Genomic DNA, 23,177 nt, shown 5'->3' on the forward strand with positions numbered 1-23,177 from the left:
CCGCCTCCTCCACGGCCGCGGCACCGGAGGCGGCCTCGACGGCCTCGGTGGCGGGCGCGGACTCCTCGGCCGGGCCGGCGGCCGGAACGATGGTCTCGGCGGCCTCGACGCTCACGGGCGCACCGGCGGGCGCGGAGGCCCGGCGGACGACACGGCGGCGCGTACGGCCGACGGGGGCTCGTCGGCGACGGCGACGGCCTCTTCCCGCTCGGCCTCCTCCACGGCTTCCTCGGCCTCGGCGGTGACCTCTTCGGTCTCCGCGACCTCGGCGGCCTCGGCGATCGCGGTCTCCTCGACCGCCGGCTCCTCGGCCTCGGTCTTCTCGGCCTCCACGTCCGGTATGGCCGGAGCGGTCCCGGTCTCGGAGTCGGTGGCGGAGGCGGTGACCGGCGGGCCCGCCGGGCGGGACGCGGCACGTCGCCGACGGCGCGGCGGCAGGGTGTCGCTGGGAGTGTTCGGTTCGGAGCCCTGGGTGGGCTCGGTCGGTTCGAGCATGCGGGCGTATCTCCCGTCAGGCTCCCGGGCGCCGCGCCTGGTCCGGCGGTGTGCCGGTGACGTCCGCGGCTCGCGTCGTGCGCGACTGCCGCCGTCCGGGGCGCGGGCGCCGCACGGGAGCTCTCTGTGTCCTGTCTCGCCGGTTCCGTACGCCTCATGCGCACGGCCTGGCGAAAGTCTTCTGGTCGGTGCGCTGCCCGACCCAGGTGGCTCCCGAGTACGAGGGCGGCGCTACGACGTCCGTCCCTTCGCGGGACCTTCCTTACGCCGGTGCCTTCGCGGCGGCAGCGGATCCGGCCGCAGGGGCCGTCGCCGCCTCGCGGTCGGGCGCGAGCGGGTCGGTCACCGTGCCGGTCTCTTCATCGAGCAGCCCCTGCGCCAGCCTGGTCACCGCTGCGGGGACCGGCGGCGCCAGGTCGGCCACGGCGCGGAGACCGGACAGGACGTCGTCGGGTCGTACGGCAGGCGTCACGTGCCGAACAACCAGCCGCAGTATCGCACAGGGCTGGTCGGTCGGCCTATCAGCCGTCGTACTGTGCGTGGCAAGATCCACGACCGCCGCGCGGGCGTCGAAGGTACGGACGCCGTTCTTGGTCAGGCGCTGGACCTCGACGGTCTCGGCGGCGTTGAACGCGGCCACGGCCCGCTCGGCCTCGGCCTGCTCCACCCCGTCGAGCCGCAGTTCCCACTCGGACGCCGTGAGCCGGTCGGCGAGCCCGGAGGTACGGGCCTCGACCGCCTCGATGACGTCGAGCCCGGCGGGCAGCGACTCGTCGAGCGTCCGCCGGAGCTGCTCCGGATCCCGCGCCTCGGTGAGCGCGATCTCCAGGTACTCCGCCTCACTGCCCGTGCCGGTGGGTGCGGCATTGGCGTACGACACCTTCGGATGCGGCGTGAACCCCGCCGAGTACGCCATGGGCACGTCGGCGCGGCGCAGCGCACGCTCGAAGGCGCGCTGGAAGTCACGGTGGCTGGTGAACCGGAGGCGGCCGCGCTTGGTGTAGCGCAGTCGGATGCGCTGCACCGCGGGAGCGGGCGGCGGGCCTTCGGGCTGTCGCTTGCCCAGTGTCGTTCAGTCCTTCGTGAGAGCGGTCGTACTACTACCAAGAGTACGTGTCCCGGCGCCCCGAGGTTCCCGCCGGTCCACCGCTTCCCGCTTACGGGGCTCCCCGAACAGCATGCGCCGGAAGTCGGCGCGGGCCTGCCGTACGGACTCGCGTGCCGAGGCGAGCGCCTGCCTGGTGCCCCGCCCGACAGCGCGCGCGGCCTCAGCGCAGGGCCGCAGCACCGCGTCCCGTACGGCGTGCCCGACCGGGGTGAGGACGGTCCGGTACACCCAGCGCACCGGCTCGACGAAGATCCACCGGAAGAGGGTCCCGAAGAACCGCCCGACCGCGAGCGAGATCCGTCCGGCGACCCGCCAGGCATGCCCGAGCGCGTCCCCTGTCTCCCGCCCGACAACGGCCAGCGCCCGCCCGACGGGCACCAGCACCCACCGCCACAGCCCGAGCACGGGCAGCACGATCAGCACCCGCCCGATCCAGTACAGCCCGAGCCCGATCCCCCGCACGGTCCACACCAGGGCGTGCCCGATCGGCGTGAGCACCCACTGGTACAGCCACAGCGCCGGTACGACGAGCAGGTACCGCACGAGCCAGGCGACGGCCGTGAACACGGCGGTGCCGAGCGCGACGAGCCCGAGGCCGATGCCCCTCAGCAGCCACAGGAAGGCCCGTCCGACCGGGGTCAGCAGGCTCGCGTACACCCATCCGAGTCCGGCCACGATGCCTCGGCCGACCCAGAGGAAGCCGTGCCCGATGGGGGTGAGGACGGCCCGGTACACCCACACCAGCCCCGCCACGATCCCCCGGCCGACCCACAGGAACCCGTGCCCGATCGGCGTCAGCACGCGCGCGTACAGCCACACCAGCCCGGCCACGAAGGCGCGGCCCGCCCACAGGAAGCCGTGCCCGATCGGCGTGAGAACGGCCCGGTACAGCCATACCAGCGGCAGCACGACGAGTACCTTCCCGAGCCAGGCGAGCCCCCGGCCGAGCGGCACCAGGACGTACCGCCACAGCCCCACGAAGGGCCACACGAACAGCGCGCGGCCGAGCCAGGCGAGGGCACGGCCGGCGGGCCGGAACACGGTGTCGGTCAAGAACCGCCAGGCGACGACCAGGCCGTCCCACACCATGCGTACGGGCAGGACCAGCACCAGAACGACGATCCGCACGGGGATGCGGACGGCGGCGACCAGGCAGCCCTCGGGCTGTGCTGCCTCGGGGCGCCGGGGCTCGGGCAAAGGCTTCCGCGGTTCCATACCGATCAAGACGCTCGGCGTGGTCGGCACGGATGCGCCCCGGGTGTTGCGAAGCCGTCACGGCTGGACACCCGTCGCGCTTTCACCGGCCCGCTCGGTGCGTCGCACTTGTGCGCTAGACCGTTTAACCGATTTGACGGCGCGTCTACGCGGACGCGACGGATCTCGCGGCGGCCAGGGGTCACCCTCGCACCGAGGTCCGGGACTGTCCCGGACCCGTTTCGTGCAAGGAGCAAGCCCATGAGTCCTCGACCCAGACCGTCGTTGCTCGGGCCGGTCGCCCGGGCGAGATTCCAGCAGGCAGGCGTGGTCTCCTCGCTGGCCTTGGTCATCGCGGCCGGCGTGGTCACACCCGCCGCTGCCGCCGCCGACGCCGTGTCCGACGCCCGGCCGTTCGCGACGTCGTACACCGACAAGGACTGCAAGCCCCACAAGCCGCACAAGCCGCGCACGGTCGAGGGGGCGTCGTACGCCGGCAAGGACAAGTGCCGCGGCGCGACCGGCGCCACGGGTGCCACCGGGCCGAAGGGCGCCACCGGGGCGACCGGCGCGATGGGCCGACCTGGCCCGAAGGGCGCGACGGGTGCCACGGGTGCCACCGGCGCCACGGGGGCCATGGGCCGCCCCGGCCCGGCCGGAGCGACGGGTGCCACCGGGGCCACGGGCGCGACGGGCGCCACGGGCGCGACGGGTGCCACCGGCACTCCCGGCGTCTGCGCCGACATCGACGCCTCCCGCGACTCGAACAACTTCGAGCTGCGGGCCGCGCTGACCCCGGCGACCATGGCCGACCCGCTCGCCCGAGCCTACGCGGGCATCCGTGACCTCCAGCCCGATCCGGGTGCGTTCGTGTGGACCGACCTCAGCGGCCTCGACGGCTATCCGACGAATGCCTGCGGTATCGCCGTCTCCCAGCAGGCCCTGGGCGGGGGCACCGAGGGCGACATGGCCATCGAGGTCATCACCACCACCGGTGCCGTCTACGGGACCACCTGCGACATCGACACCAGCGATGTCACGCTGACCTGCGAAAACCCCTGGGCGCTGGTGAACGGGCAGCCCACGCCGTAATACGGCGGCGCGCCCCGCAAGGGGGTGTCCGGCGGAGCGTCAGGGCTGCCGGACACCCCCTGCCGTGTCCATGCGCTCCAGCAGACTCACCGTCATCCCGGTCACCGGCGTGCTCTGCTTCACCGTGTACCGCTGGCGCAGGGCGCCCGCCTGCGCCGGATCGATCGCGTGGAACGGGAACTCCTCGCCCTCCGTCAGCAGCCAGATCCGCGGCTCGTCCTTCAGACACCGCTCCGGTTCGGCGCACTGGACCGCGTAGAGGTCGTCGATCCCGGCCGGGGTCCGCGTCAGGAAGACGTCCCGCAGCCGCAGTTCGCGCGGCAGGTAGTAGGTCACTCCCCCGTCGAGCTTCCAGGTGTCGTGCCGGTCGTACACGACGGCGTCCCCGGGCCGGTGGCCCCGCTCGACGATCTCGGCGGCCGCCGCGTAGTCGAGGGGCACGGGCTCGTTGTGCGCGAACCGCTCCCGTACCTGCCGGTGGTCCGGCAGTGTCAGCAGGGCGAGCACCACCGCTCCGGCCGCGACCGCCTTCCACGAGCGGCGAACGGCGTCCAGTCCGGACCCGGCGAGCAGCGCCCACGCCGGGAGGGTGAACAGGACGTACACACCCCGGAAGTACGACACCTCGCCGTGCGAGAGGGCCCAGACCAGCACCGGCGGCAGCAGCGCCCAGGCGCCGCACAGCACCAGCGCCGACCGGCGCTCGGAACGGGCCGCCAGTGCGAGGGCGGCCAGGGCGCCGGCGCACAGGGCGGAGGCGAACAGTTCCTGGGGGAGGGCGAGCAGGGCCCAGCCGTCCGGCTCCGGTACCCAGTACAGCTGGCGTCCGGCCTGGGACCTGCCGAGCAGGGCGAACGGGGTGACGCACGCGGCGACCGCGGCCAGGGCGAGCGCCGAGCGCCACCAAAGCGAGCGGTCGTGCCGGGCCCGGGCGGCGAGCAGGCAGACATGCGCGCAGACGACGGACAGGGCGATGAGGTGGAGGGCTCCGGTGAGGACCAGCGCGAGGACGTAGGAAGCCCACCGCCAGAGGCTGTGGGGCCGGTCCAGGACCCGCACCACCAAAAGGGTGGCGACACAGACCGCGAGCAGCACCAAGGCGTACGAACGGGCCTCGTGGCCGTAGCGGCTCACCGCCGGTACGCACGCGAAAACAATTCCGGCGACAATACCGGCCCGATATCCGAAGAGCCGACGCCCGAGCAGGGCGACGACGGACGCCGTGCCCGCCGCCGCCAGAAGGGACGGCAGTCGCAGGGCGAGAACGGAATCCCCGAACAGCGCGACCCACCCGCGCATCAGCAGGTAGTACGTCCCGTGCACGGCGTCGACATTGCGCAGCGTGGCCAGGATGCGGTCGGTGTCCCGGCCGGTCATGTCCCAGGTGACCAGTTCGTCGCGGCCCAGCAGCGGGCCGGTCAGCCCGAACGAGACCAGCACCAGCGTGAGTACGAACGGCGCCAGCCAGAGCGCCGTCCGCTCCCGCGCGGACCGGTCCGCGGCAAAGGCTCGGAATTCTTCGCGGGGCGGAGGCAACTGCGCGGTGATTACCATAAGTATTTCTCCGGTCCGGCAGCAGGAACTCCCCACTTATACCGGGCGATCCGCCGGTGGCTGCTTGTGCCCGTCTCCACGGCTCGATAAATTCACCGGCCGGTCCTTTTCTCCGGAGAAAAGAAAAAGCCATGAAAACGGTCTGCCTCAATATGATCGTCAAGGACGAGGCCCATGTGATCCGCCGCTGCCTCGAATCCGTACGGCCGCTCGTCGACACCTGGGTGATCCTGGACACCGGCTCGACCGACGGCACCCAGGACATCGTCCGCGAAACCCTCGCCGACCTGCCGGGAGACCTGTACGAAAGCCCCTGGCGCGGCTTCGGGGCAAGCCGCACGGAGGCCATCGAGCGCGCCCGGGACCGCGCCGGCCACCTGCTCTTCATCGACGCCGACGACGTACTGGAGACCGACCCCGGCCTCACCCGCCCCGACCTGACACACGACTGCTACGACATCGAGGTCCACCACGGCCCGGTGGTGCACTGGCGCCCCGCCCTCGTCTCCACCCGCCTGCCCTGGCGGTACGTCGGCGTCCTGCACGAATACCTGGACTGCGACACGGAGTTCACCCGGGCCCGCCTCGACGGCGTCCGGATGCGCATCATGGGCGGCGGCGCCCGCTCACAGGGCACCACACGGGCGAAGTACCTGCACGACGCCGCGATCCTGAAGGACGGCCTGGCGAAGGAACCGGGCAACACCCGCTACGCCTTCTACCTGGCCCAGAGCTACCGCGACGCCGGCGAACCGGCGAAGGCCCTGGCCGCCTACGACCGCCGCGCGGCCATGGAGCACGGCTTCGCCGAGGAGGCCTTCTGCTCCCGCCTCTACGCGGCCCGCCTGGCCGCGACCCTCAACCGCCGCACCCCGGAAGTGATGACCCGCTTCCTGGAAGCCCACGAATCCCGCCCCACGCGGGCCGAGCCCCTGGGCGAACTGGCCCGCCTCTGCCGCACCCAGGGCGAACGCTGGCCCCTGGCCTACCTCTTCGCCCGCCGAGCCGCCGAACTCCCCCGCCCCGACGACATCCTCTTCGTGGAACACGCCTGGTACGACTGGCAGTGCCTGGACGAACTGGCCGTCGCCGCCTACTGGATGGGCGCCTACCGGGAGTCCCTGGAGACCTGCGAAAAACTCCTCGACACCAGGACTCTCCCCGACGAACACCGCGACCGCGTCAAGGCCAACTACGACTTCGCCCGCACGAAACTGGCGATGTCGGCACCGCAACGCCAACCGGCGTGACCTAGGTCAGGAGGCACCCAACTCGGCAAGCTTCTCCAGCACCAGCCCGGCATGCCGACCGGGCTCCGGCACCGGATGGACGAGGGACCGAACCTCACCCTCCCGGTCGATGATCACAGCTGCCCGATCGAACAACGCCCGCCCCTCGGCCCACACCTCGGGCACACCGAGGGCGCGCCCCAGGGCCAGATCCTCGTCCCCGACGAGCGGATACCCCAGCGCCCGCCCCTCGGCGAACTCGGCCAGGTGCCCCGGCGCATGAGCACTCACCCCGAGCACCCGGGCCCCGGCCCGCCCGAACGCCGCCGCCGCGTCCCGCGCCGAACACAGCCCCGAGGTACACCCACCCAACTCGGGCAACCGCTCCCCGATCCCGGGCTCGGTAATGAAGAACAACACGGTCCACCGGTGCTCGGGGGACGGGACGGAGACTGGGCCTTCTGTGGTGGGGACGGTGCGCTGCACGTGATATCTCCGGGTGGTGGTGTTGATGTCCGTCGGCCTACTCGACTTCGATGCCGTACTCGCTGACCAGCTGCTCCAACCCTCCGGTATATCCCTTGCCGCCCAGGACGAAGTCCCAGTCGCCGTTGGACCGGTGCCTGAAGGAGCCAAGTACCAGCGCCGTCTCTCCGGCGCGGCCGTCGGAGACCTCCAGGCGGCCGAGCTCGGTCAGCGACGGGTCCAGCAACCGGATGCAGGCGTCGGTGAATCCGGAGAGGTCGGCGTGCGGGTTCACCTCAGGGTCGACGGCGGCCACCAGAACGAACCGGTCCGCGGCCGTCGGCAGGCTGTCGAAGGCGACCCGAATCGCCGCCTTGTCGGGTGCTGTCGCCGGAACCGCCCGCACCGTGCCGTCCGGAGTCCTCGGGTTGTTGAAGAACACAAAATGGTCTTCGCTCAGGACGCGGTTGCCCTGGCAGACGAGAGCGCAGACATCCAGGGCCACGTTGCCGGACCATGTCATGCCCAGCACGTTGTAGTCATCGGCCGGAGTCGCCGGCTCGGAGGGCTCCGGCCGCGCGGGAGCCGCCGGACGCCCGCCCTCCCCCAGTCGTCCGCGCAGACCGTGCCGGTGCAGCAGGTCGACGAGTTCGGTGCCGGAGATCAGCTCCAGAGGCTTGCCACGGGCGAAGGTGTGCGAACCGGGGCCGAAGCCGGAAGTCGTCACCAGGACGCCCTTGTTGGCACCCACGTCCTGGACCGTGCCGTACAGATCACGCACCGCCGTGGGCGGCACCGTGCTGCGGTAGCGCTTGACCTGCACCACGATCTTGCCGCCGCGGATGGGCGTGGGGTCCAGCGCGTCGACGTCCACCCCGCCGTCGTTCGACCGCTGAGTCGTCACCGCCTGCATGCCCATGGCGCGGAACAGATCGGCGACGAGCGACTCGAAGGCAATCGGGTCCATGTCGTACAGGTCGGGCTCGTCCCTGCCGTCGCCACGGGGGACCGCCTGACTGGCGACATCCTGGGGCTGCCGACTCGGCCGCACGGAGGTGAGCTGGTCGGGCTTGGCCGTCAACTGCCCCCGCAGCGCGTCCGTCAGGCAACTGGTGGGGTCCACCTGTTCCAGATGCAGATCGGTGAAGGCCGCCCGCTGCGCCATGACGGTGGCCAGGTAGATACGCGTCGGCCTGCCCGTCGCGGGATCGGGGGCGTCCACGAAACCGTTCAGCGCGACCGAGTCGAGAACGCCGTACTCGTCGGCGCCGAAGAGCTGGTGCAGCACCAGCAGCATGCTCTGCGCCAGCACTTCCCGGTACATCGCCCGCCGCTGGGTCGCCGGACGCGCGGTCTCCTTGTCCTGGTTGTCGGCCTGGACGAACCGCACCGACTTCGCCGCCGGGACGATGTCGTACCCCGGCATCTCCCAGTCCAGCACCAACTGCCGCGCCGCCGAGTCGAAGGCCGCCGCCATCTGCCGTGGGAAACCCTCCGGCCAGATCGTCGACGAGTAGAGAGCAGCGGAGAAGAACTCGACCACGGCCTCCGGATCACCCCGCCGGACACCCGCGACCGCCTCGGCCACGCCCGCGTTGTGCCGTCGCACCTCGGCACGCTGCGCCTCCGTCCGCTGCATGTAGTCCCGCTCGGCGGCGGCCAGTTGCTGAACACGCTGAGCCTCCGCCGCCTGCGCCGCATGCCAGTCCCGTTCGAAGCGGGCCCGCGCCTCGGCCTGGGCCTGCGCCCGCCGGTTCGCGGTCCAGCCTCCCTGCGCCTGGTACTGGTTCGGGTCCGGCATCCGTACCGGCACAGCGAGCCGCCCGGGGTCGAACGGCGGAACCTGCTCCGCACGCATCAGAGACGACGCCCTGAACGCCGGCACCCGGCATCCCGCGGTCAGCAACCCCTGCAGGGTCGCCACCTGCTCGTCCAACTCCGCCGTCAGCCTGCGGGCCTCCGCCTGCCGGAACTCCCGGTACTCCTGAGCGGCGTGTCTCTGGCGGAGCCGCGCCTGACGGGCCTCTTCCCGTCGCCGCCTCTCCTCGGACTCGATCTGACGTTGATGCTGCCGCTGCATCTCGGCCCAAGTACCGATGAAACCAGCAGAGCGACGACTCATCCGCTCAAGCCCTCCCCAGGACGTCGGCAACGCCGACCGAACCCCGGCCGCCCCCGCAACCAGGTGTAACAAGCCGACTTTATCCAGCAATCACGGTCCTGGACATCAACTTGCCAACGACCACCGAACCCAGCAAACCCCTGCTCAGTAGCTGGCCGTGCGGTTGAAGTCGGTGATGTTGAGTTTGATGCCCTGCACCGTCTTGAGCGTTGTGGGGTACTCCCCCTCGGCGGTCTGCCCCGGTTGCACGTCCGTCTCCAACTGCGAACCGTTCTCCACCCGAGTGCCGTCGGCGTCGACCGCCTCCCAGTCCCAGGAGTAGTTGGACTTCTCGCTGCTGTTGTTCTTGATCGTCCAAACGACCCAGATATTGGTGAGGCCACCTTCCGAACGGTCGTCCAGCCGGAAGCTGACGAGGTCGGCTCGTTCACCCTTGGGTTCCTCCGGCTGCTCCTTCGCCGGCTTCGTGGCGGGAGTCCGCGTGGGCGCCGGAGTGCTCTCGTCCTCGTCATCGCCCAGGGCGATCACGAGCACGACAATGAGGATGACGACCACCGCCCCCAAGGCACCGACACATCCCCACAGGCAGCCACGGCTCCGCTGCTTGTTCTGCGGCGGCCCGGGCGGGGATGCCCATTGGCCGGGCGGGGGAGAACCACCATCGCCCGGGTTGTGCCACCGAGGCCCACTTGCAGGCGGCTCATTCGCTGACATGGCGCCTCCTCCGTAGCGGATACCGCCACGCTAGGAAGCGGTGAGCCACCCCGCGAACGGAGAGCAGCCACTCAGGCGAAAGCCGCTGTGCGCCGCCTCGTAGGAGCCTCGGTGCGCTTGCTGTATCAGACAGCAACACCCGGAACCAGCGCCACCGGCCCGGAAAGGAAGCTCCCCACCCCGCAGGCCACCGGGGCATGGAGGAAGGACCACATCAGGGCCACGGCCGACAGAGTGATGATCACCGCCGGGCCCGCTGCCCTGTTGATCCATGCCGCGATGAGAAGCGCCCCGGCCAGGACCCCCACCACTGACCCAGACCACCGAACCGACTGCTCTTCGCCCCCGAAGTCGCCATGCCAGTAACCGTGGCTACGGACCCGGCGATTCATGCAGCCAGCAGACAATCTGACCGAAAGGAGCCCTAGGGGGTCCATACCGACTCCACCGTGGGAGGTAAGGGCCGCATCACACGCAGCCCTCACCTCGTCCTCGCCCGCCCCGGCCAGCGCCTCAACGACCCGATCGAGAGGCTTGAGTCACCCTCAGTGAGAGTGACCGCTCGCAGCCGGCGACGGACCCGCGTTCTTGACCGTGAGAGGCAGCAGCTTCTTGCCCGTCGGGCCGATTTGGATGTGGGTGTCCATCTGCGGGCACACGCCGCAGTCGAAGCAAGGCGTCCAGCGGCAGTCCTCGACCTCTGTTTCGTCGAGGGCGTCCTGCCAGTCCTCCCAGAGCCAGTCCTTGTCGAGGCCGGAGTCGAGGTGGTCCCAGGGGAGGACCTCCTCGTAGGTGCGCTCGCGGGTGGTGTACCAGTCGACGTCGACGCCGTAGGGGGCCAGGGCCTTCTCCGCGCACTGCATCCAGCGGTCGTAGGAGAAGTGCTCGCGCCAGCCGTCGAAGCGGCCGCCGTCCTCGTAGACCGCGCGGATGACGGCGCCGATGCGGCGGTCGCCGCGGGACAGGAGGCCTTCCACGATGCCGGGCTTGCCGTCGTGGTAGCGGAAGCCGATGGAGCGGCCGTACTTCTTGTCGCCCCGGATCTTGTCGCGGAGCTTTTCGAGGCGGGCGTCCGTTTCTTCCGCGGAGAGCTGCGGGGCCCACTGGAAGGGGGTGTGGGGCTTGGGGACGAAGCCGCCGATCGAGACCGTGCAGCGGATGTCGTTCGAGCGGGAGACCTCTCGGCCCTTCGCGATCACCTTGGTCGCCATGTCGGCGATCTGGAGTACGTCCTCGTCCGTTTCCGTCGGCAGGCCGCACATGAAGTACAGCTTCACCTGGCGCCAGCCGTTGCCGTACGCCGTCGCGACGGTGCGGATGAGGTCGTCCTCGGAGACCATCTTGTTGATGACCTTGCGGATGCGCTCCGAGCCGCCCTCGGGGGCGAAGGTCAGGCCCGAGCGGCGGCCGTTGCGGGTCAGCTCGTTGGCCAGGTCGATGTTGAAGGCGTCCACGCGGGTGGAGGGGAGGGACAGGCCGATCTTGTCCTCCTCGTAGCGGTCGGCCAGGCCCTTGGCGATGTCGCCGATCTCGCTGTGGTCGGCCGAGGAGAGGGACAGCAGGCCCACCTCCTCGAAGCCCGTCGCCTTCAGGCCCTTCTCCACCATGTCGCCGATGCCCGTGATCGAGCGCTCGCGCACGGGGCGGGTGATCATGCCGGCCTGGCAGAAGCGGCAGCCTCGGGTGCAGCCGCGGAAGATCTCCACCGACATGCGCTCGTGGACCGTCTCCGCGAGCGGGACCAGCGGCTGCTTGGGGTAGGGCCACTCGTCGAGGTCCATCACCGTGTGCTTGGACACACGCCACGGGACGCCCGACTTGTTCGGAACCACGCGGGCGATCCGGCCGTCGGGCAGGTACTCGACGTCGTAGAAGGCCGGGATGTAGACCCCGCCCGTCTTGGCGAGGCGGAAGAGGACCTCCTCGCGGCCGCCGGGGCGGCCCTCGGCCTTCCACTCCCGGATGATCCGCGTCATGTCGAGCACGGCCTGCTCGCCGTCGCCGATGATCGCGGCGTCGATGAAGTCCGCGATCGGCTCGGGGTTGAACGCGGCGTGGCCGCCGGCCAGCACGATCGGGTCGTCCAGGCCGCGGTCCTTGGACTCCAGCGGGATGCCCGCGAGGTCCAGGGCCGTGAGCATGTTGGTGTAGCCCAGCTCGGTGGAGAAGCTCAGGCCCAGCACGTCGAAGTCGCGCACCGGGCGGTGGCTGTCCACCGTGAACTGCGGGACGCCGTGCTCCCGCATCAGGGCCTCCAGGTCCGGCCACACGCTGTAGGTGCGCTCGGCGAGGACGCCCTCCTGTTCGTTCAGGACCTCGTAGAGGATCATGACGCCCTGGTTGGGCAGCCCGACCTCGTAGGCGTCGGGGTACATGAGCGCCCAGCGGACATCGCAGTCCTCCCACGGCTTGACCGTGGAGTTGAGCTCGCCGCCCACGTACTGGATCGGCTTCTGCACATGCGGGAGCAGGGCTTCGAGCTGCGGGAACACCGACGCAGCGACTTCGGCAGGCATCTCGCGTACCTTCATGGGCTGGACTGAAACGGACAGGGGTGACCATCCAGCCTAACGCGAGCGCGGCGGTGCCCCGTACGCTCAGACGGCCGACCCCTCCTTGATCGCCTCCCAGGCGGCCGGGAGCGCCGCCTCGTCGTCCGCGGCCCGGCGCTCCTCCCTGCCGTACAGCACCCCGTAGGTGAAGGAGCTCTCCCCCGCCGCCTGCGCCGTCCGGGCCAGTTCCCGCAGGGCCTGGCGGGTCATCACGCTGTCCTGGTGGTCGCCGAGCAGGTTCTGCAGGTCCTTCATCGACTTGAGGAGGTCTTGGGCCCGCTCTCCGAGGGTCGGTACGGCTGCCTCGGCCGAGTAGCGGGTGCGCTTGGTCTTCTTGCGTGCCTCGTGCAGCGCGAGGTCCCGGTCGTGGCCCGGCGGCAGGGCGAGGGCCTCGTCGATGCGGGCGGACAGCTTCTTGAAGTCCTTCGTCACCGCCTTCCCGATCACCTTCTCCGGGTCCCCGGCGGCCGCCTTGCGCAGGGGCGGCTCGTCCACCAGCGCGTCCAGCGCGCCCAGCAGTTCCAGGTATCGCTTCCCGTCGAGTACGGCGATCAGGCGTCGGCGGGAGCCGCCGCGGCGGGCGTGGGTCCAGGTGCGCAGCCGGGTGCGGACGGGCCCGGCCAGCAGGGTTCTGGGGAGGTCGTCCAGGGCGGCGGTCAGCCGCTCGGTGAGGACTTCCCGGTCGCGGTCGACGCCCAGTTCCCCGGCCAGCCACTTCAGCTCCTCGCCGATCGGGTCGGTGACTGAGCGGTCGAGGACCTTGCCGAAGGACCGGAAGGCGCTGCGCATCCGCCGGGTGGCGACCCGCATGCGGTGCACGGAGTCGTACTCGTCGCGCCGCACGGCCGGGTCCAGTTCGACGATGGCGTCCCGCTGGGCCCGGAGGTAGGCCAGGACGTGGTCGCCGGCGGTGACCAAGGGTGGTTCGGCCCGTTGCCGAGGGCCGCTCCCGGTCTCGGCGAGCGCCCGGGCGAGTTTCGAGGACGACCCCGATGGCTGTACGCCCGCCTTGCGCAGCCGCTTGTCGATCTTGCGGAGGACGACGGGGTCGCGGCCGTCGGCCAGTTCGACCTCTATCTCGGTCCACTGGGCCTGTGCGCCGGTGCCGAGGCGCTCGGCGCGTACGGCGTCCACGCAGACCTCGGCGAGCAGTACTCCGTCGGCGTCCACGAGATGACGGACGTCGCGTTCGGAGCGCAGCCGGACCAGGGGCAGCAGGGCGTGGTCGCGGACGTGGGAGCGGACCAGGCCGGTGAGGGCGCGCGGGACGGTGTCGGACAGGGGCGCGTGGATCTCGTCGCGGACACCGGTGGTGACGGGGAGCTTGAGGTGCCAGCCCGCGTCCGTGCCGCCGGTGCGGCGGCGCAGGGTGATCGAGGCGGCGGCCAGGCGCTCGTCCTCGGTGTCGTAGTAGGTGGCGTCCAGATGGGCGACGCCCTTGTCGATGACGGCCGCGACCCCGGCCACGCCGGTCAGGTCGGGCAGACCGCTCTCGTCGGACTCGTACTTCCGCTCGATCTCGCGCTTCGTGTCCGCCATGACCCGAATCTAATGTGAGTCATGGCGGGACAACAGGGTCCGCAACGGCCAACCCCCAGGTGAACCGGGGGTTGGCGACGGCTATGCGGACATCGGGCGTTGCACGCGGATCGACTGCAACAGGCCGACCGCCACCCACACCGCGAACATCGAGGATCCGCCGTAGGAGACGAACGGCAGGGGCAGGCCGGTGACCGGCATGATGCCGAGGGTCATGCCGATGTTCTCGAAGGCCTGGAAGGCGAACCAGGCGACGATCCCGGCCGCGACGATGGTGCCGTACAGCTCGGTGGTCTCGCGGGCGATGCGGCAGGCGCGCCACAGCAGTATGCCGAGCAGGAAGATGATGAGCCCGCCGCCGACGAAGCCCAGCTCCTCCCCCGCCACCGTGAAGACGAAGTCGGTCTGCTGCTCGGGCACGAACTGTCCGGTGGTCTGTGAGCCGTGGAACAGCCCGGCGCCGGTCAGTCCGCCGGAACCGATCGCGATGCGCGCCTGGTTGGTGTTGTAGCCGACGCCGGCCGGGTCGAGTTCGGGGTTGGCGAAGGCGGCGAAGCGGGCGATCTGGTACTCGTCGAGGATCTGCAGCTGCCAGACCGCGATGCCGCCGATGGCGCCGGCCGAGAGCAGGCCGAGCACCCAGCGGTTGGAGGCGCCGGAGGCCAGCAGCACGCCGAGGACGATGACGACCATCACCATGACCGAACCGAGGTCGGGCATGAGCAGCACGATCAGCATCGGCACGGCGGCGAGGCCTAGGGCCTGCAGGACGGTGCGGTGGTCGGGGTAGGGCTTGTCGCCCGCGTCCACGCGTGCCGCGAGCAGCATCGCCATGCCCAGGATGATCGTGACCTTCACGAACTCCGAGGGCTGCAGCGAGAATCCGCCGGGCAGCTTGATCCAGGAGTGGGCGCCGTTGATGGTCGAGCCGAGCGGGGTGAGCACCAGCAGGATCAGGAACACCGAGACGCCGTACAGGATCGGCACGGCCGTGCGCAGGGTGCGGTGGCCGAGCCAGATGGTGCCGACCATCAGCGCGAAGCCGATGCCGGTGTTCAGCAGGTGCCGGAGCAGGAAGTAGTACTGGTCTCCCTGGTTGATCTCGGTGCGGTTGCGGGTGGCCGAGAAGACCAGGACCGAGCCGATCAGCGACAGCGCGAGCGCCGCCGTCAGTATCGGCCAGTCCAGCCTGCGGGCGAGGGAGTCACGGGCGAACAGGCGGGTCCAGCCCGCCCGCTCCGGCCCGTACCCGGAGACCTGGAAGCTGTTGGCGCCGGTCACGTCAGCCTCCTCGGGCGCCGTCGGCGGCCCTGCCGGCGGCGGCGCGTGTCTCGGTTCTCGTTCGTGGGCGTGCCCACCGTCGCTCCCTGCTGGGTGCCGTCGGCGCCGTTGTTCTCGGGGGTGCCCTCCTGGAGGGCGCGCTGCTTCTTGGCGGGGTCCTTGCCGACCTTCGGGGAGTCGATGGAGCCGTCCGCCTGGATCTTCGGCAGCTTCTTCTGCGGCTGGTACAGCAGGGCGTTCTTCTTGTTGATGGTGCCGTCGTCGGAGACGCCGTAGAGGGCGTCGTAGATGTTGCGGACGGCGGGGCCGGAGGCGCCGGAGCCCGTACCACCCTGGGAGATCGTCATGACGATCGCGTAGTCCTTGGTGTACGTGGCGAACCAGGACGTGGTCTGCTTGCCGTAGACCTCCGCGGTACCGGTCTTGGCGTGCATCGGGATCTTGTCCTGGGGCCAGCCGCCGAACCGCCAGGCGGCGGTACCGCGGGTGGCCACGCCTTCCAGGGCGTCGTCCATCTGGGCCAGGGTCTGCTTGCTGACCGGCAGCTTGCCGTGCGCCTTGGGCTTGATCTCGGTGACCTGCTTGCCGTCGGCGCTGATGATCGCCTTGCCGACCGTCGGGTTGTACAGGGTGCCGCCGTTGGAGATGGCCGCGTAGATGGTGGCCATCTGGATGGGGGTCACCAGGGTGTCGCCCTGGCCGATGGAGTAGTTGATCTCGTCACCGGCGCGCATCTTGTTGCCTTCGAGGCAGTTCTCGTAGGCGATCTGCTCGACGTAGTCGCCGTCCTTCTTGCCGGTCTTGCACCAGGCGTCCTTGTTGGCCTTCCAGTAGTTCTGCTTCCACTGACGGTCCGGGACCCGGCCGGTGACCTCGTTGGGCAGGTCGATGCCGGTCTCCTTGCCGAGGCCGAACTGGTGGGCGGCCTTGTAGAAGTAGTCCTTCGGCTTGCCCTTGGGGTTGATGCCGCCGTCCTTCTTCCACTCGTTGTGCGCGAGGGAGTAGTAGACGGTGTCGCAGGAGACCTCCAGGGCACGGCCGAGGTTGATCATGCCGTGGTTCTGGGACTCGAAGTTCTTGAAGGTCTGGCCGCCCACGGAGTAGGCGCTGGAGCAGTTGTAGCGGCCGTCGAAGTCGTAGCCGGCCTGGACCGCGGCGGCGGTGGAGACCACCTTGAAGATCGAGCCGGGTGCGGCCTGACCCTGTATGGCGCGGTTCAGCAGCGGGTAGTTGGAGGACTTGCCGGTGAGCTTCTTGTAGTCCTTGGCGGAGATGCCGCCCACCCAGGCGTTGGGGTCGTAGGAGGGGTTGGACGCCATGGCGACGACCCGGCCGGTCTTGGCCTCCATCACCACGACCGCGCCCGCGTCGGCCTTGTACTGCTCCTGGGTGTTGCGGTCCCACTGCTTGCGGGCTTCCTTCATCGCCTCGTTCAGCTCGTACTCGGCGACCCGCTGGACGCGGGCGTCGATGCTGGTGACGAGGTTGGCGCCGGGCTGGGCGGGGTCGGCCTCGGCCTCGCCGATGACCCGGCCGAGGTTGTCCACCTCGTAGCGGGTGACGCCCGCCTTGCCGCGCAGCGCCTTGTCGTACTGGCGCTCCAGGCCGGAGCGGCCGACCTGGTCGGAGCGCAGGTAGGGCGAGTCGGTGTCCTGGGCCTTGGTGATCTCCTCGTCGGTGACCGGGGAGAGGTAGCCGAGGACCTGGGCGGTGTTGGACCCGCCGGGGCCCGCGTACCGCCGTACGGCCTGGGGCTCGGCGGTGATGCCGGGGAAGTCCTCGGCGCGCTCGCGGATCTGCAGGGCCTGCTTGGCGGTGGCCTCGTCGGTGATGGGGATCGGCTGGTACGGCGAGCCGTTCCAGCAGGGCTGGGGGGTCTCGGCGTCGCAGAGCCGGACCTTCTCCATCACTTCCTTGGGCTTCATCCCGAGGACGCCGGCGAGCTTGGTCAGGACGGCCTTGCCGTCGTCCTTCATCTTCAGCAGCTCGGTGCGGGAGGCGGAGACGACCAGCCGGGTCTCGTTGTCGGCCAGGGCGACGCCGCGCGCGTCCAGGATGGAGCCGCGCGGGGCCGGGTCGACGACCTGCTGGACGTGGTTGCCGGACGCTTCCTTGGCGTAGGCCTCGCCCTCGCGGATCTGGAGGTACCAGAGCCTGCCGCCGAGCGTGCCGAGCAGGGACAGGACGAGAATCTGGATCATGACGAGCCGGATCTGGACCCGCGGGGTCCGTCCCGTCTCGGGAATGTTGGTCATGCCGCCCCCTCTCAGTGCGCCGGCGTACGGATGTCTTCAGTGGTGATGCCGCGTAGGCATTCAGTGGTGATGGCGCGTACGCATGATGAACGCCCGACCTGTGAATCGGCGTTCCGCGTCCGTGAACCCGTTCGAGTGAACTCGCGCGCCGTCACAGCCGCTTGACCCCCTTGATGCGCCCGGCGCGGGCGGTGCGGGTCCGTGCCGCCTTCACCTTCAGTCCGCCGCGCTGGCTGCCGATGCGCAGCCCGGTGCCGCCGGAGAGCCAGCCGCTGGCGATGTTGGTCTTCGCCGCGGAGCTGGTCTCGGCCAGGGGGTCGTTCTCGGCGCGTCTGGCCAGCCACATGATGCCGGGGACCACGAACGGGGCGAGCAGCAGGTCGTAGAGCGCGGCCGTGAACAGCAGGCCGCCGAGGCCGACATGGCGGGCGGCGGTGTCGCCGACGAGGGCGCCGACCCCGGCGTAGAGCAGGGTGGAGCCGAGGGCGGCGGCGACCACCACGACCATGGGTCCGGTGGCCGACTTCAGCTGGCCGTTCTCCGGTTTGATGAGCCCGGCGAGGTAGCCGATGACGCACAGCACGAGCGCGTAGCGGCCCGCGGCGTGGTCGGCGGGCGGGGCGAGGTCGGCGAGGAGTCCCGCGCCGAAGCCGATGAGGGCGCCGCCGACATGGCCGTAGACCATCGCCAGGCCGAGGACGGTCAGCAGGAGCAGGTCGGGGACGGCACCGGGCAGGTGCAGCCGGGCCAGGACACTGACCTGGACGACCAGGGCGACGACGACCAGCGAGGAGGAGAGCAGGATCCGGTTGACGCGCATGGTGCTTCAGCTCCTACTGCTCTTCTTGCGTGAACTGGCCGTCGCCCACCTGGCCGGACGGGGTGACGGTGACCGTCACGGTCGGCGTGGGGGTCGGCTTGGGCTTGGCGGGCAGGACCGTGTCGCGCGGGTCCTTCTTCGGGGCCTGGACGACGACGCCGACGATGTCCAGCTTGGTGAAGCTGACGTACGGCGTGACGTACAGGGTCCGGGTCAGGTCACCGGAGGAGGGGTCGACGCGGCTGACCACACCGACCGGAACGCCGGGCACGAAGGGCTTGTCGGCCTGCGAGCCGAAGGTGACCAGCCGGTCGCCCTTCTTCACCTTCGCCTTGCCGTTGAGGAGTTCCACGCGCAGCGGCCCGTCACCCTGCCCGGCGGCGAAGCCGAGTTCGTCGTTGCCCTCCATGCGGGTGCCGACGGTGAAGTCGGGGTCGCTGGCGAGCAGCACGGTCGCGGTGCTGGGGCCGACGGTGGTGACCCGGCCGACGAGGCCGTCGCCGTTGAGGACGGTCATGTCGCGTTCGATGCCGTCGTTGGCTCCGGCGTCGATGGTGATGGTCCAGGAGAATCCCTGGGCCGCTCCTATCGCGATGACCTCGGCGCCCTTGATCCCGTACTGGCCCTGGCCCGCGACCTTCAGCATTTTGTCGAGCTGCTTGAGTCTGCTGCGGTTGCGGTCGTCGCTGCCGAGCTTGGCCTTGAGGGCGGCGTTCTCCTTCTCCAGCTGCGCGATCCGGTCGTGGCGTTCGCCGGAGTCACGGATGGCGGAGACCGCGTTGCCGACGGGATCGACCGCGGACGAGACACCGTCCTCGATCGGGCCGAAGACGGTGGCCGCGGCCTGGCGGGCACCGTCGACCGGCGAGTCCTCCCCGCCGCGGATGTCCACCGTGATCAGCGCGAACGCGATCGCGATCAGCAGCACCAGGAGCAGCCGGCTCTCTCGTGTGTCCCTCACGTGCGGCGGCCGTGCCTTCCTCATAGGAATTTCGGGAGCCCCCGGGAATCCCGAAGGGCTGCTTTTGTGGGAGCTTATGTCTCTATATCAACGATCCGCCGCACGAGAGGAGATCATCTCGTACGGCGGAATCGAAGAGTTACGTCATCTGCGCGGCTGGGCGTCCAGAACCTGCTGGAGCGCCTCGAACTCCTCGACGCACTTGCCGGAGCCGAGCGCCACGCTGTCCAGCGGGTCCTCGGCGATGTGGATCGGCATGCCGGTCTCCCGGCGCAGCCGCTCGTCGAGGCCGCGCAGCAGGGCGCCGCCGCCGGTCAGGACGATGCCGCGGTCCATGATGTCGCCGGACAGCTCCGGCGGGCACTTGTCGAGGGTCGTCTTGACGGCGTCGACGATGGCGTTGACGGGTTCCTCGATGGCCTTGCGCACTTCGGCGGCGGAGATGACCACGGTCTTGGGCAGTCCGGAGACCAGGTCCCGGCCGCGGATTTCGGTGTGCTCGTCGGTGTCGAGGTCGTACGCCGAACCGATCGTGATCTTGATCTGCTCGGCCGTCCGCTCACCCAGCAGGAGCGAGTACTCCTTCTTGATGTGCTGGATGATCGCGTTGTCCAGTTCGTCGCCCGCGACGCGGATGGACTGGGCGGTGACGATGCCGCCGAGGGAGATGACCGCGACCTCCGTGGTGCCGCCGCCGATGTCGACCACCATGTTGCCCGTGGCCTCGTGGACCGGCAGGCCGGAGCCGATGGCCGCGGCCATGGGCTCCTCGATGATGTGCACCTGCCGGGCGCCGGCCTGGGACGACGCCTCGATGACGGCGCGGCGCTCGACGCCGGTGATGCCCGAGGGCACACAGACGACGACCCGCGGACGAGCCAGATACCGCCGCTTGTGGATCTTCAGGATGAAGTAGCGGAGCATCCGCTCGGTGATCTCGAAGTCGGCGATGACGCCGTCCTTCAGCGGACGCACGGCAACGATGTTGCCGGGCGTGCGCCCGATCATCTTCTTCGCTTCGGCACCGACCGCGAGGATGCCACCGGTGTTGGTGTTGATCGCGACCACGGACGGCTCGTTGAGTACGATCCCGCGACCCCTGACGTACACCAGCGTGTTGGCGGTCCCGAGGTCGACAGCCATGTCACGGCCGATGAACGACATTGAGTTCCCCATCAGGATTCGTCTGGCCTTCCTGGGAGCTTTTGAGGGCTTTTCAGGTCGGCGAAGCGGGTGCTGTGACGTGAAGGCTTCCATCGTAGACGCGCCTTCGCGAACACGGCGTGAGGGTCCTTCGCCATTGTCAGCAGATCATGTGCGGGTCCGCTTGTGGAGACGAGCGTTCGGGGGCTCTCGTTCCCCCATACGCCCCGCATATGCCAGAAAGTCCGGGGGCATTGCCCCCGGGCCTCTCCGTCCCTGCCGCTTCTGGCGGTCTCCGGCTCAGGCGCGGCCGGGGAAGAAAATCTTGACCTCGCGCTCGGCGGACTCCTCGGAGTCCGAGGCGTGGATGAGGTTCTCACGCACGATGACGCCGTAGTCACCGCGGATCGAACCGGGCTGGGCGGCGATCGGGTCGGTGGGACCGGCGAGCGCGCGCACGCCCTCGATGACCCGCTCGCCCTCGACGATCATGGCCACGACCGGGCCGGAGGACATGAACTCCACCAGCGGCTCGTAGAAGGGCTTGCCCTTGTGCTCGCCGTAGTGCTGCTCCAGCGCGTCCTGGTCCAGGGTGCGCAGTTCCAGCGCGGTGATCCGCCAGCCCGCCTTGCGCTCGATGCGGCTGATGATCTCGCCGGTCAGGCCACGACGGACGGCGTCGGGCTTGAGGAGGACGAGGGTGCGCTGGCTCACGAGGGGCTCCTTAGTGCATCAGGTGTGCGGGGTAGACGAAGGTTACCCGGCGTGTCCCGGCCTTCGTCACGCAGCGTCAGGTGTAGAGGCGTCGGCCTGCGCCGCGAATCTCGCCTTCGCCTCGTCGATCTTCCGGCCGTAGTGCACCGAGGCCCACCACAGGGCCGCGAAGGCCGCGCCGAGGACGAACATCGACGGGACGACGAAGCCGGAGGCGATCAGCACGGCCTGGAGCACCCAGCCGAGGGCGACACCGCCGGGCCGGGTCACCAGACCGCACAGCAGCAGGCACAGGAACATCGCGATCCCGCTGACCGTCCACACCGTCGACATCGAGAGATCGGGGTCCTTCATGGCGACCAGACCGGCGAACCCGATCACGAAGAACTCGCCGATCAGGGTCGACGCGCAGAGCGTACGCATGCGTGAAACCTCAGCCCTTCCCGAGCAGCAGTCGTGCCTCGCCGACCGTGATGACGGAACCGGTGACCAGCACGCCGCCGCCGGTGTACTCGCCCTCCTCCTCGGCCAGCGTGATCGCGGCCTCCAGGGCGTCCGGCAGCCGCGGCTCGACCTGCACCCGCTCGTCGCCGAAGACCTCCACGGCGATCGCGGCCAGCGCGTCGGCGTCCATCGCGCGGTGCGTGGAGTTCTGCGTGACGACGATCTCGGCGAAGATCGGCTCGAACGCCTCCAGCAGCCCGCGTACGTTCTTGTCGCCGCTGGCGCCGACCACGCCGATGAGGCGGCTGAAGTCGAAGGCCTCGCCGATCGCCTCGGCGGTGACCCGCGCCCCGGCCGGGTTGTGCGCGGCGTCCAGCACGACCGTCGGCGAACGGCGTACGACCTCCATCCGTCCCGGCGAGGAGACGGCCGCGAACGCCTTGCGGACGGTGTCGATGTCCAGCGGCTCGGCGCGCTGCGCGCCGACCCCGAAGAACGCCTCCACCGCGGCCAGCGCCACGGCCGCGTTGTGCGCCTGGTGGGCGCCGTGCAGCGGGAGGTAGACCTCCGGGTACTCGCCGCCCAGGCCGCGCAGGGTCATCAGCTGGCCGCCGACGGCGACCTGGCGGGACGTGACGCCGAACTCCAGGCCCTCGCGGGCGACCGTGGCGTCCACCTCGACGGCCTTCTTCAGCAGCACCTGCGCCGCGTCCACCGGCTGCTGGGCCAGGATGACGGTGGCGTCCTGCTTGACGATGCCGGCCTTCTCCCCTGCGATCTCGGCGGGCGTCGAGCCGAGCCGGTCGGTGTGGTCCAGATCGATCGGGGTGACCACGGCGACATCGCCGTCGATCACATTGGTGGCGTCCCAGGAACCGCCCATGCCGACCTCGACGACGGCCACGTCCACGGGCGCGTCGGCGAAGGCGGCGTACGCCATACCGGTCAGCACCTCGAAGAAGGACAGCCGGTACTCCTGCTGGGCGTCGACCATCTCCACGTACGGCTTGATGTCCTGGTACGTCTCGATGAACCGCTCGGCGGAGATCGCGGCGCCGTCCAGGCTGATCCGCTCGGTGACGGACTGCACGTGCGGGCTGGTGTACCGGCCGGTGCGCAGTTCGAAGGCGCCGAGCAGGGCCTCGATCATGCGGGCGGTGGAGGTCTTGCCGTTGGTGCCGGTGATGTGGATCGAGGGGTACGACCGCTGCGGCTCGCCCAGTACGTCCATCAGCGCGGAGATCCGGCTGACCGAGGGCTCCAGCTTGGTCTCGCCCCACCTCGTGGCGAGCTCCGCCTCGACGTCGCGCAGCGCCTTGTCGACCTCGGGGTCCTCGGGGCGGCTCGGCACATCGGCCTGCGGCGGACCGCCCTGGGTGCGCAGGGTACGGCTGCCGGCCTCGATCACCGCGAGATCGGGGTCGCGGTCGGTCTCTTCCGCGACGATCTCGTCGAAGGGGTCGCTCTCACTCACGGGGCCAGTCTACGGAGGCCC

Annotated in this window: 19 protein-coding genes; 2 read left to right on the forward strand and 17 right to left on the reverse strand. The window is 70.2% G+C overall.

Translation table 11 applies throughout. The annotated features are described in order from the left end of the window. Nucleotides 1–111 precede the first annotated feature (111 nt). The 3 genes from GA0115233_RS41285 to GA0115233_RS31070 all read right to left on the reverse strand — a co-directional run bounded on the left by GA0115233_RS41285 (nt 112) and on the right by GA0115233_RS31070 (nt 2,818). Nucleotides 112–495: a hypothetical protein gene (locus GA0115233_RS41285; protein WP_176712007.1), complete on the reverse strand. Its 384-nt coding sequence runs from the start codon at nt 493–495 to the stop codon at nt 112–114. A 262-nt stretch (nt 496–757) separates the two neighbouring features. Then, nucleotides 758–1,519, reverse strand: a complete 762-nt coding sequence (locus tag GA0115233_RS31065; RefSeq protein WP_093723650.1) for a TIGR03936 family radical SAM-associated protein — start codon at nt 1,517–1,519, stop codon at nt 758–760. A gap of 48 nt (nt 1,520–1,567) precedes the next feature. Further along, nucleotides 1,568–2,818 (reverse strand): hypothetical protein, encoded by a 1,251-nt coding sequence (locus GA0115233_RS31070; RefSeq protein WP_093723651.1) that lies wholly within the window; start codon nt 2,816–2,818, stop codon nt 1,568–1,570. A gap of 240 nt (nt 2,819–3,058) precedes the next feature. On the opposite strand from GA0115233_RS31070, the gene GA0115233_RS41290 reads away from it, so the two are divergent. Then, entirely contained in the window at nt 3,059–3,889 is an 831-nt protein-coding gene (locus GA0115233_RS41290; protein ID WP_176712008.1) for a hypothetical protein, read from the forward strand. A gap of 39 nt (nt 3,890–3,928) precedes the next feature. Here the strand turns inward: GA0115233_RS41290 and GA0115233_RS31080 are convergent, their stop codons facing one another. Beyond that, nucleotides 3,929–5,443 carry a glycosyltransferase family 39 protein gene (locus tag GA0115233_RS31080; protein ID WP_093723652.1) on the reverse strand — a complete coding sequence of 505 codons (1,515 nt, stop codon included), beginning with the start codon at nt 5,441–5,443 and terminating at the stop codon, nt 3,929–3,931. Nucleotides 5,444–5,574: 131 nt separating this feature from the next. On the opposite strand from GA0115233_RS31080, the gene GA0115233_RS31085 reads away from it, so the two are divergent. Continuing rightward, nucleotides 5,575–6,693, forward strand: a complete 1,119-nt coding sequence (locus tag GA0115233_RS31085; protein WP_093723653.1) for a glycosyltransferase — start codon at nt 5,575–5,577, stop codon at nt 6,691–6,693. Nucleotides 6,694–6,699: 6 nt separating this feature from the next. Here GA0115233_RS31085 and GA0115233_RS41295 read toward each other — a convergent pair whose 3' ends face one another. From GA0115233_RS41295 to GA0115233_RS31155, 13 genes are all read right to left on the reverse strand, one after another. Next, complete coding sequence (locus GA0115233_RS41295; protein ID WP_304363119.1) at nt 6,700–7,158, reverse strand: redoxin domain-containing protein; 459 nt, start codon at nt 7,156–7,158, stop codon at nt 6,700–6,702. Between the two features lie 37 nt (nt 7,159–7,195). Beyond that, nucleotides 7,196–9,217, reverse strand: a complete 2,022-nt coding sequence (locus GA0115233_RS31095) for a restriction endonuclease (RefSeq protein ID WP_093723655.1) — start codon at nt 9,215–9,217, stop codon at nt 7,196–7,198. A 186-nt stretch (nt 9,218–9,403) separates the two neighbouring features. Next, nucleotides 9,404–9,793 (reverse strand): hypothetical protein, encoded by a 390-nt coding sequence (locus GA0115233_RS31100; RefSeq protein WP_255310421.1) that lies wholly within the window; start codon nt 9,791–9,793, stop codon nt 9,404–9,406. A gap of 725 nt (nt 9,794–10,518) precedes the next feature. After that, on the reverse strand, nt 10,519–12,489 hold the full coding sequence (locus GA0115233_RS31110) for a TIGR03960 family B12-binding radical SAM protein (RefSeq protein WP_093723677.1): 1,971 nt from the start codon (nt 12,487–12,489) through the stop codon (nt 10,519–10,521). Between the two features lie 81 nt (nt 12,490–12,570). After that, on the reverse strand, nt 12,571–14,064 hold the full coding sequence (locus GA0115233_RS31115) for a CYTH and CHAD domain-containing protein (RefSeq protein WP_093723657.1): 1,494 nt from the start codon (nt 14,062–14,064) through the stop codon (nt 12,571–12,573). A gap of 81 nt (nt 14,065–14,145) precedes the next feature. After that, nucleotides 14,146–15,345 (reverse strand): rod shape-determining protein RodA, encoded by a 1,200-nt coding sequence (rodA, locus tag GA0115233_RS31120; protein ID WP_093723658.1) that lies wholly within the window; start codon nt 15,343–15,345, stop codon nt 14,146–14,148. Beyond that, nucleotides 15,342–17,600, reverse strand: a complete 2,259-nt coding sequence (gene mrdA, locus GA0115233_RS31125) for a penicillin-binding protein 2 (RefSeq protein ID WP_093723659.1) — start codon at nt 17,598–17,600, stop codon at nt 15,342–15,344. Before mrdA ends, rodA begins: the two co-directional genes overlap by 4 nt. 151 nt (nt 17,601–17,751) lie before the next feature. After that, complete coding sequence (mreD, locus tag GA0115233_RS31130) at nt 17,752–18,420, reverse strand: rod shape-determining protein MreD (RefSeq protein ID WP_093723660.1); 669 nt, start codon at nt 18,418–18,420, stop codon at nt 17,752–17,754. A gap of 13 nt (nt 18,421–18,433) precedes the next feature. Then, nucleotides 18,434–19,381: a rod shape-determining protein MreC gene (gene mreC, locus GA0115233_RS31135; RefSeq protein ID WP_093723661.1), complete on the reverse strand. Its 948-nt coding sequence runs from the start codon at nt 19,379–19,381 to the stop codon at nt 18,434–18,436. A gap of 144 nt (nt 19,382–19,525) precedes the next feature. Further along, complete coding sequence (locus GA0115233_RS31140) at nt 19,526–20,545, reverse strand: rod shape-determining protein (RefSeq protein ID WP_006133575.1); 1,020 nt, start codon at nt 20,543–20,545, stop codon at nt 19,526–19,528. Nucleotides 20,546–20,824: 279 nt separating this feature from the next. Beyond that, complete coding sequence (ndk, locus tag GA0115233_RS31145; RefSeq protein ID WP_093723662.1) at nt 20,825–21,238, reverse strand: nucleoside-diphosphate kinase; 414 nt, start codon at nt 21,236–21,238, stop codon at nt 20,825–20,827. Nucleotides 21,239–21,304: 66 nt separating this feature from the next. Then, a complete protein-coding gene (locus GA0115233_RS31150) occupies nt 21,305–21,661 on the reverse strand; it encodes a DUF4233 domain-containing protein (protein WP_093723663.1) in 357 nt (118 codons plus the stop codon). Between the two features lie 10 nt (nt 21,662–21,671). Then, on the reverse strand, nt 21,672–23,156 hold the full coding sequence (locus GA0115233_RS31155; protein WP_093723664.1) for a bifunctional tetrahydrofolate synthase/dihydrofolate synthase: 1,485 nt from the start codon (nt 23,154–23,156) through the stop codon (nt 21,672–21,674). Nucleotides 23,157–23,177 lie beyond the last annotated feature (21 nt).

This window comes from Streptomyces sp. DI166 (assembly GCF_900091315.1).
GTDB lineage: Bacteria > Actinomycetota > Actinomycetes > Streptomycetales > Streptomycetaceae > Streptomyces > Streptomyces fuscus.